The 17,362-nt window shown below is 67.8% G+C and carries 16 protein-coding genes; 7 read left to right on the forward strand and 9 right to left on the reverse strand.

Annotated features, from left to right (window positions below):
- Positions 1-33: 33 nt before the first annotated feature.
- From F8S13_14770 to F8S13_14795, 6 genes are all read right to left on the reverse strand, one after another.
- Complete coding sequence (locus tag F8S13_14770; GenBank protein ID KAB8142251.1) at positions 34-1,062, reverse strand: ABC transporter substrate-binding protein; 1,029 nt, start codon at positions 1,060-1,062, stop codon at positions 34-36.
- Positions 1,063-1,068: 6 nt separating this feature from the next.
- Positions 1,069-1,566, reverse strand: a complete 498-nt coding sequence (locus F8S13_14775; protein KAB8142252.1) for a phage tail protein — start codon at positions 1,564-1,566, stop codon at positions 1,069-1,071.
- A 21-nt stretch (positions 1,567-1,587) separates the two neighbouring features.
- Positions 1,588-2,103, reverse strand: coding sequence for a phage tail protein (locus tag F8S13_14780; GenBank protein KAB8142253.1), 516 nt, complete (start codon positions 2,101-2,103; stop codon positions 1,588-1,590).
- Between the two features lie 21 nt (positions 2,104-2,124).
- Positions 2,125-2,652, reverse strand: a complete 528-nt coding sequence (locus F8S13_14785; protein KAB8142254.1) for a phage tail protein — start codon at positions 2,650-2,652, stop codon at positions 2,125-2,127.
- Between the two features lie 4 nt (positions 2,653-2,656).
- Positions 2,657-3,145 carry a GNAT family N-acetyltransferase gene (locus tag F8S13_14790; protein KAB8142255.1) on the reverse strand — a complete coding sequence of 163 codons (489 nt, stop codon included), beginning with the start codon at positions 3,143-3,145 and terminating at the stop codon, positions 2,657-2,659.
- Positions 3,146-3,211: 66 nt separating this feature from the next.
- The gene (locus F8S13_14795; GenBank protein ID KAB8142256.1) at positions 3,212-4,414 is read right to left on the reverse strand and encodes an ABC transporter substrate-binding protein; all 1,203 of its coding nucleotides are present in this window, start codon (positions 4,412-4,414) and stop codon (positions 3,212-3,214) included.
- Positions 4,415-4,799: 385 nt separating this feature from the next.
- Between F8S13_14795 and F8S13_14800 the strand changes: the two genes are divergently transcribed.
- The 6 genes from F8S13_14800 to F8S13_14825 all read left to right on the forward strand — a co-directional run bounded on the left by F8S13_14800 (position 4,800) and on the right by F8S13_14825 (position 12,832).
- On the forward strand, positions 4,800-6,902 hold the full coding sequence (locus F8S13_14800) for a molybdopterin oxidoreductase family protein (GenBank protein ID KAB8142257.1): 2,103 nt from the start codon (positions 4,800-4,802) through the stop codon (positions 6,900-6,902).
- Positions 6,903-6,913: 11 nt separating this feature from the next.
- Positions 6,914-9,370 (forward strand): NAD(P)/FAD-dependent oxidoreductase, encoded by a 2,457-nt coding sequence (locus F8S13_14805; protein ID KAB8142258.1) that lies wholly within the window; start codon positions 6,914-6,916, stop codon positions 9,368-9,370.
- A complete protein-coding gene (nirD, locus tag F8S13_14810; GenBank protein ID KAB8142259.1) occupies positions 9,370-9,708 on the forward strand; it encodes a nitrite reductase small subunit NirD in 339 nt (112 codons plus the stop codon). The genes F8S13_14805 and nirD overlap by 1 nt, the downstream gene beginning before the upstream one ends.
- 415 nt (positions 9,709-10,123) lie before the next feature.
- A complete protein-coding gene (locus F8S13_14815; protein ID KAB8142260.1) occupies positions 10,124-10,474 on the forward strand; it encodes a molybdopterin oxidoreductase in 351 nt (116 codons plus the stop codon).
- 47 nt (positions 10,475-10,521) lie between these two features.
- Entirely contained in the window at positions 10,522-11,391 is an 870-nt protein-coding gene (locus F8S13_14820; GenBank protein KAB8142261.1) for a helix-turn-helix transcriptional regulator, read from the forward strand.
- A gap of 232 nt (positions 11,392-11,623) precedes the next feature.
- Entirely contained in the window at positions 11,624-12,832 is a 1,209-nt protein-coding gene (locus F8S13_14825; GenBank protein ID KAB8142262.1) for a NarK/NasA family nitrate transporter, read from the forward strand.
- 663 nt (positions 12,833-13,495) lie between these two features.
- Here the strand turns inward: F8S13_14825 and mutL are convergent.
- Positions 13,496-15,400 (reverse strand): DNA mismatch repair endonuclease MutL, encoded by a 1,905-nt coding sequence (gene mutL / locus F8S13_14830; protein KAB8142263.1) that lies wholly within the window; start codon positions 15,398-15,400, stop codon positions 13,496-13,498.
- 21 nt (positions 15,401-15,421) lie between these two features.
- Positions 15,422-15,790 carry a DUF983 domain-containing protein gene (locus F8S13_14835; protein ID KAB8142264.1) on the reverse strand — a complete coding sequence of 123 codons (369 nt, stop codon included), beginning with the start codon at positions 15,788-15,790 and terminating at the stop codon, positions 15,422-15,424.
- Between the two features lie 130 nt (positions 15,791-15,920).
- On the opposite strand from F8S13_14835, the gene F8S13_14840 reads away from it, so the two are divergent.
- Positions 15,921-16,301 carry a helix-turn-helix transcriptional regulator gene (locus tag F8S13_14840; GenBank protein KAB8142265.1) on the forward strand — a complete coding sequence of 127 codons (381 nt, stop codon included), beginning with the start codon at positions 15,921-15,923 and terminating at the stop codon, positions 16,299-16,301.
- A 60-nt stretch (positions 16,302-16,361) separates the two neighbouring features.
- Here F8S13_14840 and F8S13_14845 read toward each other — a convergent pair whose 3' ends face one another.
- Positions 16,362-17,210: an SDR family oxidoreductase gene (locus F8S13_14845; GenBank protein KAB8142266.1), complete on the reverse strand. Its 849-nt coding sequence runs from the start codon at positions 17,208-17,210 to the stop codon at positions 16,362-16,364.
- Between the last annotated feature and the right edge of the window lie 152 nt (positions 17,211-17,362).

The raw sequence follows: 17,362 nt of genomic DNA on the forward strand, positions 1-17,362 counted from the left end.
CGCCCGCGCCGTGGGGTGGCCGGTGGGCAACGACTAGTTCTCGAAGCTCTCGTAGCTATCCAGCCATCCCGAGCGCGGGCCGTCGCGCAGCTCGGCCAGGGCAGCTGATACCTCGGCTGGCCCAGCGAGCCGCTGGTGCGCATCATTGCCCGCCCAGAGCAGCAGCGGCGGCTCGGCGCACTGGGTGCGCGGCTCCATGCGCGCCTGCCCCAGCGGGCCTTCCCAGCGCGCTTCCGCCATGGCCAGCCCGATCTGCTGGATCTGCTGAGGGTCGCCATCCGCCGCCGCCATGCCGATCGTCACCAGCTGGGCGGCCTGCTGCCCGAGCGCAGCCCACGGCTCGCACTCGGCGGGCCAGCCTGCGGCGGTGGCGGCGGCGATGCCGAGCGAGCGGGCGGCCAGCGCCAGGCTCGGCGTGCCGACCAGCGGGATGCTCAGCTCCTCTTCGGCGTAGAAGCGCAGGAAGTCGCGCGCGGCACCGCCGCGCAGCCCCGCGTAGATCATGTCGGGGCTGGCGCTGGCGATCATGCGGCGGGCCTGGTCGGCATCCCAGCCGCCGGTTGGCGTGTGCACCAGCAGGGTGCCCTGCGCGCTGCCGCCCGCCTGCGCGAAGGCCGTCTGGAAGGCGGCGCAGGCGTCGTACCCGCTGTGGTAGAAATCCAGCACGCTGGCGCAGCGCCGCCCGAGCTTCTGCGCCGCCCAGCTGCCCAGCGCCCACTGGCCCTGCCACAGGCCCAGCGTGATCTGGAAGCAGTATGGGTGCAGCTCGGGGTAGCGGGCGATATTCTCGCCCAGCGAGATGGCGATCAGCAGCCGCCCGTGCCGCTGGCAGATCTCGGCCACCTCGGCGGTGAGGCCGGCGTGCAGCACGCCCACCAGGATGTCGGCACCGCCATGCGCCAGCAGACGCTCGGCATGCTGCACGGCGGGGGCGTGCCCCGGCGGCAGCTCGGCGTGGTCGATCTGCGCGCCCAGGCTGCGGATGCCAGCAAGCACCCGTTCGCCGATCGGCGATCTTGCGGTTGGCGGCGTCAGCACGCCGATGGTGAGCGTTTTATCCATATGGTGCTAGCTCTGCGACGGGAAGATCCCCTGAAGGGCGATGATGAACGTAACGGTTAGGAATGGCATGCGATTCTCATGGGGCTGCGATCCGCCGGTGCTGCCGATGTCGTTGCTGCGCATCAGGGTGTTGGCCGCGCCGGTGCTGTAAGCCCCGCTCATGCTGGCCCAGTAGTTGTTGGTGGGCACCCGCGTGTCGGCGGGCGCGCTGGATGCCCGCAGCTGGTGGCTGTGCGTCGGCATCTCGGGCAGCGTGACCGTGTGGAACTCCTCGCCAGCGCGCTGGCCCAGCGTCCAGCTGTTGCCAAAGTGCATCGGCACACGGCCTCGGAAGTCGGGCAGGGCGAAGGTGGTCTGGCCATTGCCGCCGTAGGTGGTGCCCAGCAGCGAGAACAGCGCCTGGTTCTGGTTGATCGACAGCAGCTGGCCGTTGCAGAAGGCCCAGCCCTTTGGCGGAAAGTTAAACGAGACCACGCGGATCTCGGCGAGATATGGCTCGGACATCGGTTTGCTCCTTGTTGGCGGCTAGCCTCGTGGCGGGAAGATGCCCTGCAGCGCGATGATGAAGGTCACCACAAGGTATGGCTGCATGTTGTTATGGGGCTGGAAGCCGCCGGCGAGCGCCAGCGCGTCGGCGGCCATGTTCACGTTTGCGCTGCTGATGTAGTTTGCCGCGCTGCGCTGGGCCGCCCACGCCATATTGGTGGGCGAGTTGACCCCGCCAGGATTTGACTGCGCCTGGGTAGTGTGGGTGTGGGCGGGTATCTCGCTTGTTAGCAGCGTGACGCTCTCTGTGCCGCTCGCCTCGCCGAGATAGTGCTCTGAGAGGCCCGGCCCCTGGCCCTGGTGGATGGGCACGTTCCCGATTAGGTTGGGCAGGGCGAAGGTGCTCTTGCCATCGCCGCCGTAGTAGGTGCCCAGCAGCGAAAATAAGGCAGTATTTTGCGAGATCGGCATCAGTTGGCCATTGCAGAAGGCCCAGCCCACTGGGGCAAAGTTCCCAGCGAACATGCGGATCTCGCCAAGGAATTGGTCGGACATCGTGGTGGTCCTTTCGTGCGCCTATGTCTGGCTTGGGAAGATGCCGTACAGCGAGATGATGAAGCTGATCGTCAGGTAGGGCTGCATATTGTCGTGCGGCTGCGAGCCGCCCACGCTGCCGCTGATCGCCGTGCCCGCTGTGCCCATGGTCACGTTGGGGTCCTGGTCGCGGTAGGGCGGGTTGTTGGTCACGCGCGCCCAGCGCGCGCCCTCGGGCGAGTCGGTATCGCCGTTGTTGGTGGTGGCCTGGGGCGCGTGGGTGTGCGCGGGGATCTGCGTGGTGATCAGGGTGACTTGCTCTACTCCGGCCTGCTGGCCGATGATGTAAGTCTGCCCGCCGCTCAGCGTGCCAAAGTGCACCGGCGCGCGCCCGCGCAGGTCGGGCAGGGCGAAGGTGCTCTGCCCATCGCCGCCGTAGGTAGTGCCGATCAGGTTAAACAGGGCGTCGTTCTCCGAGATCGCAAGCAGTCTGCCGTCGCAGAACGCCCACCCGGCGGGGGCGAAGCTGCCTGCGAACATGCGGATCTCGCCGATATAGGGGGTTGCCATATTACTACTCCTTCTCCTGCGGTGCCCAGTCCATAAACATGTGCATGCCGTCTAGCTTCCCCTCTACAAAGCCCAGCCGCCGGTAGAAGCGCCGCGCCGGGTTGCCCTCGGCGTAGACATACAGGCTCACTCGCATGCCGTTGGCCGCCGCCGTATCCATCAGGCCGCGCATCAGCTGCCCGCCGATGCCGCGCCTGCGCCACGCGGGCAGGAGGGCCACATCCAGCACGTGCAGCGCGCCGTCGCGCGGGTCCACATACCAGCGCCCCACCGGCTGCCCGCCCACCTCCACGACGCTATAGCTGGCGTGGGGGAAGTGCTGCATGTAGTGATGGTGCTGGGCGCTGAACTGCATGTGGCAGAACAGCTGCTTCTGCTGCTCAGTCCAGTGCGGCACCAGCGCTAGATCATCGCGGGTGCTGGCGTAGAGCTGCTGCAGAAAGGGCGTGTCGCCTGATACGATGGGCCGCAGGGTGAATGCTGGTGTGCTCATAGCGGTGCGCCTTTGCACGCGCCGCTGGGGCAGTGTTCCGCAGCAGCGCGTGTATTCGTTTGTTTGCTAGAGGGAGAGGTATGCGCCGAGCCAGCCGGTTTTGGCCCCGATGCCCGCGAGCGCCTGGGCCACGGCGGCCTCGGCGGGTGCGGCCAGCTGGCCGATGGTGGTGGTGTGCACGCCGTCGGTGGCGCGCAGAAAGATCGGCAGCGTGCCAGCCGCGCCCTGGTGGGCCAGCGCCAGCGGCCCGCGTGCGCCGGTCAGCCATATGCTGGCCAGGCTGTCGCGTAGCGCGCCGCCCTGGCGGCGGGCGTGGGCCAGCAGCTTGGCGGTGTCGTAGCCCAGCGCGGCGTAGGCGTCGGGGGCATGGCCGTGGGCGGCCTGGTAGGCCCGCTGGAACTGGGCCGCCCCGCCGCTGGCTAGGTCGGGCGACCACGTGGCGGCGGTGAGCGTGCCTGCGGGTAGCGCGGCGGCCTCGGCCAGCGGGGCGAGCCCCACCAGCGGGGTGGCCAGCCCGGCCTCGCGGTAGCCAGCCACGAACGCCTCGGCCTCGCTGCCCGAGTAGAAGGCCGCCACCAGGGATGGGCGCTCGGCGCGCACGCGCTCGTACAGCGCGCCCAGGCCATCCTGCCCGGCCACGTGGGTCACGTGGCTGGCCACGATTGTGCCGCCCGCCTGCTCGAAGCCCTGGCGGAAGGCGAACAGCAGGTCGTAGCCGCTCTCGTACAGGCTGCTGGCCACGATGGCCTCGCGGCCCTGGGTGCGGGCGGCGTGGCTGCCCAAGGCCCATGCGGCCTGCCACATGCCCAGCGAGCTGCGCAGCACGTAGGGCGCATCCTGGCCGGGCCGGGGCATGTTGGCCCCCATGTCGGCCACGATCAGCGGCACCCCGCTGGCCTGCAGCGCGGGGCCGATGTCGGCGGCGTGGTGGTGGCTCAGCATGCCGACGACGGCGGCAAACTGGCCGGATGCGGCGGCCTCGCGGGCGGCCCCGAGGGCCTGCGTGGGCCGCTGGTAGGTGAACGGGGTGATCGCAAGCTCGGGGCTGGCAGCGGACATCCCGCGCAGCAGCTGCGTGCCGATTCCAACAACACGAGGTGATTCGGGAACAATTACAGCGATCGGAAGCGATGCGGCTGGGGCCGCCTGGGTGCTGGCGAAGGGCAGCCCGGCGGCTGCGACGCCAGCCAATGATGCGCCGACCCGGCGGAGGAACACCCTACGGCTGATCTGCGGCAGATCAGGGACAGCTTGGTCGTGGGCCGTCATGGCGCGATCCTTTGTGGTAGAACGTACCGGCTATTCATTGTGAAAGTTTCTGCAGCTATTAAAACGGGATGGTAGCAAAAAAATAGAGGTTTGATAATAGGGTTAACAAAAGTGTCATCTGCGCCCGTATCGGCCCTGCGCCCGATTTTTCCACCCGACCTCGGACCCCGAGTTTCGATTTTGCGACATGGCTGGCCGCGCCGCATGCCGCCAGGATGCGCCGCGCCACAATGCCGCCGATCTTGCCCCGCCCACGCCTGCTACAGTAGCCCTGCTCCACCCACCCCAATGCTAGGGCAGCATCCCCAGCGCGTCGCAGCGCCCAACCGCAGCACTAGGCCATATCGCGCCCCGCCCACGCGGCGGCGGCACGCTGGCCCAAGCCATGGACAACGCCATGACTGCGACTCACTGCCCGTACTGCGCGCTTCAGTGTGGGATGGAGCTTGCCCCCCATGTCGGCTCGATCACGGTCGCGCCGCGCATGTTCCCCACCAACAACGGCGGCCTCTGCCAGAAGGGCTGGACATCCGCCGACCTGCTCGATCACCCCGACCGCATCACCACGCCCTTGGTGCGCGATGCCAAGGGCGGCCCCCTGCGCCCTGCCAGCTGGGAAGAGGCGCTGGCCCGCGTGTCGGCAGGGCTGCTGTCCACCCAGCAGCACCACGGCCAGCAGGCGGTGGGCGTGTTCGGCGGCGGTGGCCTGACCAACGAGAAGGCCTACCTGCTCGGCAAGTTCGCGCGGGTGGCGCTGCGCACGCCGAACATCGACTACAACGGTCGCTTCTGCATGTCCTCCGCCGCTGCGGCCTCCATCCGCGCCCTGGGCATGGATCGCGGCCTACCCTTCCCGCTGGCTGATATCGCCCATACCGATGCCATCCTGCTGATCGGCAGCAACGCCGCCGCCACCATGCCGCCGGTGATGCAGTACTTCGACGCCCAGCTCCAGCGCGGCGGGCGGCTGATCGTGGTCGACCCGCGCGCCACGCCTACCGCCAAGAAGGCCACGCTGCACATCCAGCTCACCCCCGGCAGCGACATCGCCCTGGCCCACGGCCTGCTGCACATCGCCCTGCGCGACGGCCTCGTCGACGAGGCCTTTATCGCCGGGCGCACCAGCGGCTTCGCCGAGCTGCGCCGCGTGGTCGGCGCGTACTGGCCCGAGCGCGTCGAGCGCCTGACCGGCGTGCCGGTGCGCCAGCTGGAGCAGGCCGCCCACATCCTGGGCGAGGCCAGCACGGCCATGGTGCTCACCGCGCGCGGCCCCGAGCAGCAGAGCAAGGGCGTGGACACGGTGCTGTCCTACATCAACCTGGCGCTGGCGCTGGGCAAGGCGGGCCGCCCGCTGTGCGGCTACGGCTGCCTCACCGGCCAGGGCAACGGCCAGGGCGGGCGCGAGCACGGCCAGAAGGCCGACCAGCTGCCGGGCTACCGTAGCCTGGCCAACCCCGCGCACCGTGCCCACGTCGCCCGCGTCTGGGGCACCGACCCCGAGCTGCTGCCGCCGCCGGGCCGCTCGGCCTACGAGCTGCTCGATGCGCTGGGGCCGGGCGGCGTGCGCGCGCTGCTGGTCTTCGGCTCGAACATCGTGGTCTCGGCACCCAACGCGGGACACATCCGCCAGCGGCTGGAGTCGCTCGACATGCTGGTGGTGGCCGACATGGTGCTCTCCGAGACCGCCGCCATGGCCGATGTGGTGCTGCCCACCGCCCAGTGGGCCGAGGAGACCGGCACCATGACCAACCTAGAGGGCCGCGTGCTGCTGCGCCAGGCCGCCTGCCGCCCGCCCGAGGGCGTGCGCACCGACACCGAGATCATCGCGGCGCTGGCGGCGGCCCTGGGCTGCGGCGACATGTTCCCCCACGAGCCAGAGGCGATCTTCCACGAGCTGCGGGCCGCCAGCGCTGGCGGCGTGGCCGACTATAGCGGCATCACCTACCAGCGCATCGCCGCCGAGGACGGCGTGTTCTGGCCCTGCCCCGCCCCCGACCACCCCGGCACGCCCCGCCTGTTTTTCGACCGCTTCGCCACCGACGACGGCCTGGCCCGCTTCCACGCGGTCGAGCACCGCCCCGCCGCCGAGGAGCCATCCGCCGCCTTCCCGCTCATCCTTACCACCGGGCGGGTGATGGCCCAGTACCAGTCGGGCGCGCAGACCCGCCGGATCGCCGCGCTGGCCAAGGCCGAGCCGCAGCCCTTTGTCGAGCTGCACCCCGCGCTGGCCGCCAGCCTGGGCATCGCCAGCGGCGACCTGGTGGTGGTGGCCAGCAGCCGTGGCCGCGCCACCCTGCGCGCGCGGCTCAGCCCCGACATCCGCATGGATACGGTGTTCGCACCATTTCACTGGGGCGGCGCGGGCAGCATCAACCTGCTCACCAGCCCCGCGCTCGACCCCATATCGCGTATGCCCGAGTTCAAAGTCTGCGCGGTGCGCGTTGAGAAGCTGACCTTGCCTGACGATAGTTCGAGCGTGAGTGCATAGAAAGGAAAGGTATGATGCAGAAAAAACAGCTTGTGGTGATCGGCAATGGTATGGCGGGCGCTCGCGCCGTCGAGGAGATCGTGGCGCGCGGCGGCAACGATATATTCGAGATCACGATGATCGGCGACGAGCCGTATGGCAACTACAACCGCATCCTGCTCTCCAACGTGCTGAACGGCACCCAGCGCTCCGAGGAGATCTTCCTCAACCCGCTGGAGTGGTACGAGACCAACCAGGTGCGCCTGCTGGCCGGGGTGCGCGCCACCGCCATCCACCGCGCCACCCGCACGGTGGAGCTGGCCGATAAGACCCAGGTTCCCTACGACCAGCTGCTGATCGCCACCGGCAGCAGCCCCTTCGTGCCGCCCATGGATGGCCTGCGCACGCCGGATGGCAAGCTCAAGCCCGGCGCGTTCGTGTTCCGCACCATCGACGACTGCACCCGCATCGCCGAGTGGGCGCAGGAGAGCCGCAGCGCCGTGGTGATCGGCGGCGGCCTGCTGGGCCTGGAGGCGGCGCGCGGCCTCACCACCTACGGCTGCGATGTGCACGTCATTCAGATCATGCCCTACCTGATGAACCAGCAGCTCGACATGTCCTCTGGCACCATGCTCAAGTACAGCATGGAGCAGATGGGCATCCACGTGCATGTGGGCGTGGCCACCGAGAAGCTGCTGGGCAAGGAGCGGATCGAGGGCCTGGCCTTCAAAGATGGCAGCAAGCTGGCCTGCGATATGGTGGTGATCTCGGCTGGCATCCGCCCGAATGTCGATCTGGCCAAGGATGCCGGGCTGATGGTCGACCGTGCGATTATGGTGGATGACCAGCTGCGCACCAGCGACTCGCGGATCTTCGCCGTGGGCGAGTGCGTGCAGCACCGCAGCGTGGTCTACGGCCTGGTCGCGCCGCTGTGGGAGCAGGCCAAGGTGCTGGCCGAGCACCTGACAGGCCGCAACCCGCAGGCCGCCTACCTCGGCTCCAAGCTGGCCACCAAGCTCAAGGTGATGGGCGTGGAGCTGGCCTCCATGGGCGTGGTCGAGCCGCGCGACGACCGCGACGAGGTGGTGCAGTTCTCCGAGCCACGGCGCGGGCGCTACAAGAAGCTGATCATCCGCGAGAACCGGCTGGCCGGGGCCATCCTTCTGGGCGACACGGCCAAGGCCGGCAGCCTGATGCAGATGTTCGACCGCGAGACGCCGCTGCCCGAGGACCGCGCGGCGCTGCTGTTCGACCTGGGCCAGGCGGCCCAGCAGAGCGTGGGCGACCTGCCCGACGACACCCAGATCTGCAACTGCAACGGCGTGAGCAAGGGCGCGATCCGCGCCTGCGTGCTGGCGGGCAAGCGCAGCCCCAAGGCCGTGATGGACGCCACCCGCGCAGGCATGGGCTGCGGCTCGTGTAAATCCAATGTGGCCAAGCTGGTCGAGCACTTCTGCGAGGGCGAGATGGTCGAGGATCCCTCGGCGCACTACTACGTGCCCGGCGTGCCGCTGGCCAAGCCCGAGCTGGTCGAGGCGATCACCGCGCGCGGCCTGCGCTCGGTCTCCGCCGTGTTCGCCACGCTGGCTGGCGGCCTCGAAGATCCGGCCAGCAAGCCCGGCCTGGCCTCGCTGCTCAAGACGATCTGGGGGGCCGAGTACGAGGATGAGCGCGACGCCCGCTTCATCAACGACCGCGTGCACGGCAACATCCAGCGCGATGGCACCTTCTCGGTGGTGCCCCAGATGCCCGGCGGCGTCACCACGCCCGCCGACCTGCGCCGGATCGCCGAGGTGGCCGAGAAGTACCAGGTGCCGCTGGTCAAGCTCACCGGCGGGCAGCGCATCGACCTGCTGGGCATCCGCAAGGACGACCTGCCGAATGTCTGGGCCGACCTAGGCATGCCCTCGGGCTACGCCTACGCCAAGTCGTTCCGCACCTGCAAGAGCTGCGTCGGCACCGACTTCTGCCGCTACGGCCTGGGCGACAGCATGGGCCTGGCCAAGGAGATCGAGCAGCGCTTCCACGGCCTGGAAAGCCCGGCCAAGATCAAGATGGGCACCACCGGCTGCCCGCGCAACTGCTCCGAGGCCTATATAAAGGATGTCGGCGCGGTGGCGATCGAGGGCGGGCGCTGGGAGCTGTACGTGGGCGGCGCGGGCGGCGCGCATGTGCGCAAGGGCGACCTGCTGTGCACCGTGGAGACCCACGCCGATGTGCTGAAGTATGCCGGGCGCTTTATCCAGTACTACCGCGAGAACGCCAAGTACCTTGAGCGCACCTACGGCTTTGTCGAGCGCGTGGGCATCGCCAAGATCCGCGCCGTGGTGGTGGATGATGCCGAGGGCATTGCCGAGCGGCTGGATGCGGCGATGCAGCACTCGGTGGATGCCTACACCGATCCCTGGCTGGAGGCCCACCGCCCCAAGACCGCAAACCAGTTTGCCTCCACCATCCCGCTGGTGGCCGCGCATGAAGGGAGCCTGTAATGTCGATACCGCAAGTCCACACTATTGGATCTATTGCACAAATACCTGCGGGCGAGGGCCGTACATTTGATCTAGATGGCCGCAAGATCGCGGTGTTCCACACCCGCTCGGGCCAGGTCTACGCGGTGGATGCGGTCTGCCCGCATCGCGGCGGGCCGCTTGCCGATGGCCTGGTGGGCGGCGAGACGGTGATCTGCCCGCTGCACGGCTGGAAGTTCGACCTGCGCACTGGCGAGACCGCCAACGGCAGCTGCGCGGTGCGCGCCTTCTCGGTATCGCTGGCGGCAGATGGCGAGATCTCCATCCTGATCGACGAGTCCGCCGAGGTGGGTGTCTAGGCCATCGCAGCGCGGTGTAGCTGTGGCGGTATGCCCCCAACCTTCGAAAAAGCGACATGTTTGCCGCACTTTAACAGCATATATCGGTTGTAAGAAACGTACAATGGTGTTCTGCCTGTCCGAGTGTTGGAAAGGTGTGATATACTCTAGATATCGCAAGAGGGCTAGATATTAGGATAAAATGTCTAAGGTGCAGGGCGCAAACACTGACCTGCCCAGCCCCTCCCAGCGACCCCCGCTACGGCAGCGGCCACGCAATGAAGCCTCGGACCGGACTCACACCAGATCTTCCATATGCTTGCTGTGGTGCGGCGCACGGGTGGAGCAAGACCCGCGCCCTGCTCGGCGAGCTAGGCCGCCAGAGCCTGCGGTGGCAGCGCCGCCCCGCAGCGCTCTGAGGAAAGAAAGTGTTCACATGGGCGCATTCATGAGCGAGGGCACCCCGGTGCTGCTGCAGGCCATCGTCACCTTCGAGGGGCGCGGCCTCGCCAGCCCCACGCCGCTTGATCTCCGCTACCGCGTGCCGAAGGGCCGCACCGCTGGCATGCTCTACTTCCGGGCGGGCAGCACGGTATCGGGCCTGGTCAATATCTCGGTGCTGCGCGACGGCAAGCTGATGCGCTACTTCCCCATCGCGCCCAACAGCGCTATCCACATCTCGCTCGCTATCGTCGAAGAGATCGCCAGCGGCTCGCTGATCGAGATCCACGCGGCGGGTGAAGGTTCCGGGACGCTTGTTCTTGATATCGGGTATCTGGAGGTCTAGGTCGCCAGCGGCCCTGCGCCTCGCAGCGTTTCACGTGAAATACGACCATGGCTCGCTTTCGTCATAATGATCACCAGATCAACACCACGCTGGTGCAGCTGTGCAGCGGGATGCGCATCGAGCGGATCCAGCGCTTCGATCAGCACGCCATTCTACCCGAGCTGACGCCCTGGAACCACTGGCGCATGCGCATCACGCTGGGCGGCACGCGCTATCTCACCTACCAGCAGCAGCGCTCGACGCTCGCGCCGAACACGATCTGCTGGAGCGGCCCGCTGAAAGATCCGGCCCGCGCATCCTGGCTGCCTGGCACTAGCTCGGATGTGGTGGATGTGACATGGTCGCACGCCAGCTGGCGCAGCTTTCTGCTCACCCACCCGCAGTTTGCCGAGCTGAACGCCGCGCCGCTGGGCGGCGGGGGATTCTACCTGCAGCACGCCCCGCCGCAGCTGCTGCACGTGCTGCGCCAGATGATCGCGCTCACCGAGCGCGACCCGGTGCCCGAGGCGGCGCTGGCCAACCAGGCGGCGCTGCTGGTGGATGTGCTGGCCCGGCTGCAGTTCGCCACCCCCCGCCGGGTCGACGAGGAGCAGCGGCGGCGGGTCGAGCGCGCCCAATCGGTGATGGCCGAGTGCATGGCCAACCCCATGAACATCGCCAAGATCGCCGAGTCGCTGAGCGTCAGCCCGCGCCAGCTCCAGCGTGATTTTCTGACCTACACTGGCCTCTCGCCGCTGCGCTTCTTCAACCTCATGCGGCTCAGCGAGGCCAACTTCCTGCTGGCCGAGACGGCCCTGCCGGTCTCGACCATCGCCACGTCGCTCGGCTATGTGAGCGTGACCCACTTCAGCACCGCGTTCCGCCAGATCTACCACTGCTCGCCCCGCGAGGTTCGCCGCGAGCTGCGCAGCGCCTAGCGCCCACCTTTTCTCTCACCTAGAGCTTCCCTATTGCTGAGAAGGCCCGCCCTTCTCAGCCATGCTCTGTGCTGGCTTCAGCGGCGCAGCTGAAGATCGCCTGGGGCTGCGCCCGTCGCGGCGCGCGGCCCTGTGCGCCCGCCCCCTCGGCCTACGTCTCCCTGTTATCCACCCCCCGCCGCAGCGCGTGGCACCCCGCCACGGCGCGGCCCCGCCATGGAGGAAACCCGTCATGGAGATCGCAACAACTGCGCCCATCGCCCGCGCCAAGGAAGGCCACCTGCCCACGCTGATCGCCTCGTTTCTGCACTTCGACCTGTGCTTCATGCTCTGGGTGCTGCTCGGCGCGCTCGGGGTGTTTATCTCGCAGGATCTTGGCCTCAGCCCCGCGCAGAAGGGCCTGATGGTTGCCATCCCCACGCTCAGCGGCTCGCTGCTGCGCATCCCGCTGGGCCTGCTGAGCGACACCTACGGCGGCAAGCGCGTGGGCATCATCATGCTGCTGGTGCTGTTTGTGCCGCTGGGGGCGGGCTGGATGTTTGGCACCTCGCTGCCGCAGCTGCTGGCCATCGGCCTGCTGCTGGGCACGGCGGGCGCGTCGTTCTCGGTGGCGCTGCCGCTGGCCAGCCGCTGGTACCCGGCGGGCCGCCAGGGCCTGGTGATGGGCATCGCCGCCGCAGGCAACAGCGGCACGGTGCTGGCCAACCTGTTCGCCCCGCGCATCGCGCCCTACACCGGCTGGCACGGCGTGCTGGGCCTGGCCATGATCCCGCTGGCCCTAGTGCTGGTGGCCTTCGCCCTGATGGCCAAGGACAAGCCCGACGGCGGGCGCGGCCTGCCGCTGCGCACCTACCTGGAGTCGCTGCGCTCCAGCGACATGTGGTGGTTCTGCCTGCTCTACAGCGTGACGTTTGGCGGCTACGTGGGCCTGGGCACCTTCCTGCCCACCTTCTTCCACGATCAGTACGGCGTCGATGCGGTGCAGGCCGGCCTCTACACCGCGCTGATCTCGTTTGTGGGCAGCGGCCTGCGCCCGGTGGGCGGCTACGTGGCCGACCGCGTGGGCGGCGTGCGGCTGCTCACCGTGCTGCTGGTGGGCATCGCGGCGGCCTACTTGGCCGCATCCAGCCTGCCGCCGCTGGCGCTGATGGTGGGCCTGCTGGTGGTGGGCGTCGGCTGCCTGGGCATGGGCAACGGCTCGGTGTTCCAGCTGGTGCCGCAGCGCTTCCAGGCCCAGATCGGCGTGGCCACCGGCGTGGTCGGCGCGGTCGGCGGTGTGGGCGGGTTCATGCTGCCCAACCTGCTGGGCATCGCCAAGCAGCAGGGCGGCTCGTTTGGCCCAGCCTTCGTGGTGCTGGCGGTGATCGCCGTGGCGGCGCTGGTGCTGCTGCGCGTGCTGGTGGCGCGCAGCGCAGGCTGGCGCAGCGCCTGGCAGGGTTAATTCATCACCAAGAACGCAAGAGAACGAATACCACGAAGGCGCGAAGACGCGAAGGGAAACGAGGGAATCTTCCCATCCCATTTGGGCAAGGTATCTGGAAGTAACAAACTACACCATCTCGGGTGCCAGGCCATGCGCAGCACCCGAGATCGGAATCTTATCCACCTGACCCATGCGGCAAAGGTGCCGCTAAGGTTTTGATGGCCATATGCACAAACACCAGTTGCCAGTTTTCAGCAGAGGAACGCTCAAAATTGGAGGTTCCAAGGGGGCGTAGCCCCCTGGCGGGGTTCCGAGGGGCTGGCCCCTCGGCGCCGCCCGCGCAGGGCATCCACTCACCAAACACATACCACTGCCATCGCTCATTAAAAAAAGCCCAGCGCAAATGGGAAAAGTGATATCTAATAGGGGGTGATGCCCCCTGGCGAGGGTTCCCGGGGCTGGACCCCGGACGCCGCCCTCGTAGGGCATCCGCCCACTATTCAAGAGGAACCATCATTATCGAAGCCGCAATCGGTCGGGTCGGCCTGAGATGAACGCATCCAGTCTAGGATTCAAAGGTCAGCACAAACGAGCAAAAACAGCGCATAAAGACAGCCCGCGCACAAAACGCCGCACGCGCCAGAACCAAGGCTCTGGCGCGTGCGGCGTTTTGTGCGCTGCCTACTTGATCCGGCCAAACTGCCGCTCAAGCTGCGGGATGCTCATCAGGATCATGGTCGGCCTGCCGTGCGGGCAGGTGCGCGGGGCCTCGCACTGCTCCAGCTGTACGATCAGCTCGCGCATCTCGGCCAGCGAGAGCGACTGGCCAGCCCGGATGGACGTGTGGCAGGCCAGCGTGGTCAGGATAGCCTCGCGCCAGTCGGCGGGCGTGCTGCCGCCCCGGCCCATCAGGTTATCGGCGATCTCGGCCAGGGCGCTGGGCAGGTCGCTCACAGTGATGCCAGCGGGCACGGCGCGCACCTGAAGGGCCGTGCCAAAATCCTCGACCGCGAAGCCCCAGGTGGCCAGCTCGTCGCGGTTTTCCAGCAGCACCTGCTGGGCCTGCGGGGGCAGCTCCACCACCTGCGGCATCAGCAGGCCCTGCTGCTCGATGTCGCTCTGGCCGCGCTGCCGCATCAGCCGCTCGTACGAGACCCGCTCGTGGGCGGCGTGCTGGTCGATCATATACATGCCCTCGGGCGATTCGGCGATGATGTAGGTGAGGCCGACCTGGCCGATGATCCGCAGCTCGGGCAGCCTGGGCGCGGCGGGCGGGCGCGGCGGCGGCGCGTAGCCGGGCGCGGGCGTATCCTCCACATCCAGCGCCAGGAAGCTCTCGGCGCGCAGCTGCGGCGCGTCCCCATCGGCTGGGGCGCGGGCGATAGCCGGGGTGGGCCGGAAGCCGCTGGCCTCGCGCTCGAAGGGCGCAGGCTCGCCGAACAGCTCGATCTCGCGCTCGGGCAGCGGCTCGGGCTGCCGCGCTGGCTCGCCGCCCTCGGCGGGGCTGAAGCGGCGCAGCTCGAAGCGGCGCTGCGCCACCTCGGGCTGGGGCGGCTCGCCCGCATCGGCCCAGGGCCGCACCTCGCCCCCGCCGATCAGCGCGTCGCGGATGGACCGCCCCAGCACGCTCATCACGCGCGGCGAGTCGCGGAACTTCACCTCGCTCTTGGTGGGGTGGATGTTCACATCCACCGCGCCGGGGTGCACCTGGATGTCCAGAACCGCGATCGGGTGGCGGCCCTTCATCAGCATGGTGTGGTAGGCCTCCTCGATCACGAAGGCGATCTGGCCGCGCGGCTGGATGGCGCGACGGTTCACAAACACGTGCAGGTAGCCGCGCGAGCCGCGTGTGATGCCAGGCGGCGAGACCATCCCGCGCACCTGGACGCGGTCGAAGCCCTCGCCGTGCTCGCTTTCCACCGGCAGCAGCTGCCGCGCCACATCCAGCCCGTACATGTCTACCAGGCTCTCGCGCAGGTCGCCCGTGCCGTTGGTGCGCAGCGCCAGCCGCCCCTCGATCAGCATGGTGAAGCGCACCTCGGGGTAGGCCAGCGCGTACTGTGTCACTATCGCCGATATGGCCGAGGCCTCGGTGGCCTCGGAGCGCAGGAACTCGCGGCGCACCGGCACGTTGTAGAACAGGTTGCGGATGATAAAGGTGGTGCCGCGCGAGCAGCCGCGCGGCGTGCGGGCCTGCAGCTCGCCGCCGGCGATCCGCAGCTCGGTGCCCAGCTCCTCATCCTGGGTACGCGTGATGCAGGTGAGCTGCGAGACCGAGGCGATCGACGGCAGCGCCTCGCCGCGAAAGCCCAACGTGGCGATCGACCACAGATCGTCGGCCACGCGCAGCTTGGATGTGGCGTGGCGCTCGAAGGCGATCTCGATCTCGCCGGATGGGATGCCGCAGCCGTCGTCGCTGATCTTCAGCTCGCGCACGCCGCCGCCGCGCACTTCGATATCGACCCGCCGCGCCCCGGCGTCGATCGCATTCTCGATCAGCTCTTTGACAATCGACGCAGGCCGCTCAACCACCTCGCCTGCGGCGATCTGGGCCGCGACCGTCGGCTCTAGAATCTGAATCGGCATAGTAGCCCCTCTCTCCGCGCGCTAGTCGCCCTCGGTGTGGTCGCCCATCAGGTAGAGCAGCCCGATCCACAGCGCCCGCGATGGCCGGTAGAACAGGATCGGAAAGATGAAGGTGACCGCGCCCATCACCGCGAAGAACAGCGGCAGTGGGATGTTCTGGTTGAAGCCGCCGATGGCGGCGGCGCTGAGCACCAGCAGCAGCGTGACCACAATGTTGATGCCCATACCCCCCGTCACCTCGCCCGAGGCCGACTCGAAGGGCAGCCCGCAGACCGGGCAGGCGTGGTGGGCGGCGAACATACGGGCGAAGATCGGCCCCTGGTGGCACTGCGGGCAGCGGCAGAGCAGCCCGTCAAGCAGCAGCGCTGGTAGTGTTGTCATGAAATGCATTCGCCCATGATACCAAATCTTTTGTGCTGCTGCCGATCCTTGACATTCCTACCTAGGGATTTATAATAGATATCATTTACTTTTAGGGAATAAGATATCTAAAAGATATCGAGGGGCTGCTATGGAGGCGATGGCGATCTTTCCTGCGAATGCCTACAGCGAGAACTGCCCGACGCGTCTGATGCTTGATCGGATCGCCGACAAGTGGACGGTGCTGATATTGGGGCGGCTGGCTGGGGGCAAGCAGCGCTTTGGGATGCTGCGCCGCGATGTCGAGGGCATCTCGCCCAAGGTGCTGACCCAAAAGCTGCGCGACCTGGAGCGCGACGGCCTGATCACGCGGCGGGTCTTCGCCACGGTGCCGCTGCGGGTCGAGTACGCGCTCACCCCGCTGGGCGGCACGCTGGTCGATCTGGTCGATGCCATCCGCATCTGGTCGGAGACAAACATCGGGTCGGTGCTGGAGGCCCAGCAGCGCTTCGACGCGCGCCCGGTGGAGGAAGAGGTGTAGGGCGTGGGGAGGGCAAGAAGAGAGGGCGGTGCCATAGCGGCACCGCCCTTTGTGTTGGGGCTACTTGAGCAGTGTGGCCACGGCCTCGGCCAGCGGAGTGGTCGGGCGGCCGATCAGCGCGGAGAGCTGGTGCCCGTCGTCGAACAGCGCGCCGTTGGCGGTGTCCACATCCCACTGGGCGATCATCTGGGCCACCGGCTCGGGCAGGCCGAAGCTGGCCAGCGTGGCGGCGTACTCGGCCACCGGCAGATCCTTGTAGACTACCGGCTTGCCGGTCTGGCGGGCGATCTCGCTGGCTAGCTCGGCCTGGGTGAACGCATGGTCGCCCGCAAGCTCGTAGACCTTGCCCTCGTGGCCAGCGCTGGCCAGCACCGCCGCCGCTGCCTCGGCGTAGTCGGCGCGTGCGGCGGCGGCGATCTTGCCCTCGCCTGTGCTGCCCAGCACCGCGCCGGTGGCCGGGGCGCTCTGGATGCTGCTCGCGTAGTTCTCGATGTACCAGCCGTTGCGCAGGAGGGTGTAGGCGATGCCCGAGGCCTTGATGATCTCCTCGGTGGCCTTGTGCTCTACCGCCAGGCTCATGGGCGAGCTATCGGCGCGCAGCAGGCTGGTGTAGACGATGTGCTTCACCCCGGCCTGCTTGGCGGCCTCCACCACGTTGCGGTGCTGGTCGATGCGCTGGCCCACCTCGCTGCCCGAGATCAGCAGCAGCTTGTCGACCCCGGCCAGCGCGGCTCCGAGCGTGGCGGGCTGGCTGTAGTCGGCCTCGCGCGCGGCCACGCCCAGGTCGGCGGCCTTGGCGGGGGTGCGCACCAGCGCGACAATCTCGTTGGCGGGCACCTTGGCCTTCAGCGCGCTGATAACGAGGCGGCCCAGCTGGCCGGTGGCACCGGTGACGGCGATAGTGGACATGATCGTACTCCTGTATGCTATGTCGGATTTATCTCGCAGAGACTTGTACCTAGTATAGAATACAGATATATAAATGCAAGTATGCACCTTTAAGTAATGTGGTTTCTGAAAGAAACTAAGTATGATAAATGTAAGCTCCGCAGTGGAGCTGT

The sequence above is a fragment of the Chloroflexia bacterium SDU3-3 genome, assembly GCA_009268125.1.
In the GTDB taxonomy this organism is placed as follows: Bacteria; Chloroflexota; Chloroflexia; order Chloroflexales; family Roseiflexaceae; genus SDU3-3.

Excerpts from the sequence above, each read along its gene's own strand:
- F8S13_14770 (KAB8142251.1), bottom strand. The coding sequence starts at position 1,062 with ATGGATAAAACGCTCACCATCGGCGTGCTGACGCCGCCAACCGCAAGA.
- F8S13_14775 (KAB8142252.1), bottom strand. The coding sequence starts at position 1,566 with ATGTCCGAGCCATATCTCGCCGAGATCCGCGTGGTCTCGTTTAACTTT.
- F8S13_14780 (KAB8142253.1), bottom strand. The coding sequence starts at position 2,103 with ATGTCCGACCAATTCCTTGGCGAGATCCGCATGTTCGCTGGGAACTTT.
- F8S13_14785 (KAB8142254.1), bottom strand. The coding sequence starts at position 2,652 with ATGGCAACCCCCTATATCGGCGAGATCCGCATGTTCGCAGGCAGCTTC.
- F8S13_14790 (KAB8142255.1), bottom strand. The coding sequence starts at position 3,145 with ATGAGCACACCAGCATTCACCCTGCGGCCCATCGTATCAGGCGACACG.
- F8S13_14795 (KAB8142256.1), bottom strand. The coding sequence starts at position 4,414 with ATGACGGCCCACGACCAAGCTGTCCCTGATCTGCCGCAGATCAGCCGT.
- F8S13_14800 (KAB8142257.1), top strand. The coding sequence starts at position 4,800 with ATGGACAACGCCATGACTGCGACTCACTGCCCGTACTGCGCGCTTCAG.
- F8S13_14805 (KAB8142258.1), top strand. The coding sequence starts at position 6,914 with ATGATGCAGAAAAAACAGCTTGTGGTGATCGGCAATGGTATGGCGGGC.
- nirD (KAB8142259.1), top strand. The coding sequence starts at position 9,370 with ATGTCGATACCGCAAGTCCACACTATTGGATCTATTGCACAAATACCT.
- F8S13_14815 (KAB8142260.1), top strand. The coding sequence starts at position 10,124 with ATGGGCGCATTCATGAGCGAGGGCACCCCGGTGCTGCTGCAGGCCATC.
- F8S13_14820 (KAB8142261.1), top strand. The coding sequence starts at position 10,522 with ATGGCTCGCTTTCGTCATAATGATCACCAGATCAACACCACGCTGGTG.
- F8S13_14825 (KAB8142262.1), top strand. The coding sequence starts at position 11,624 with ATGGAGATCGCAACAACTGCGCCCATCGCCCGCGCCAAGGAAGGCCAC.
- mutL (KAB8142263.1), bottom strand. The coding sequence starts at position 15,400 with ATGCCGATTCAGATTCTAGAGCCGACGGTCGCGGCCCAGATCGCCGCA.
- F8S13_14835 (KAB8142264.1), bottom strand. The coding sequence starts at position 15,790 with ATGCATTTCATGACAACACTACCAGCGCTGCTGCTTGACGGGCTGCTC.
- F8S13_14840 (KAB8142265.1), top strand. The coding sequence starts at position 15,921 with ATGGCGATCTTTCCTGCGAATGCCTACAGCGAGAACTGCCCGACGCGT.
- F8S13_14845 (KAB8142266.1), bottom strand. The coding sequence starts at position 17,210 with ATGTCCACTATCGCCGTCACCGGTGCCACCGGCCAGCTGGGCCGCCTC.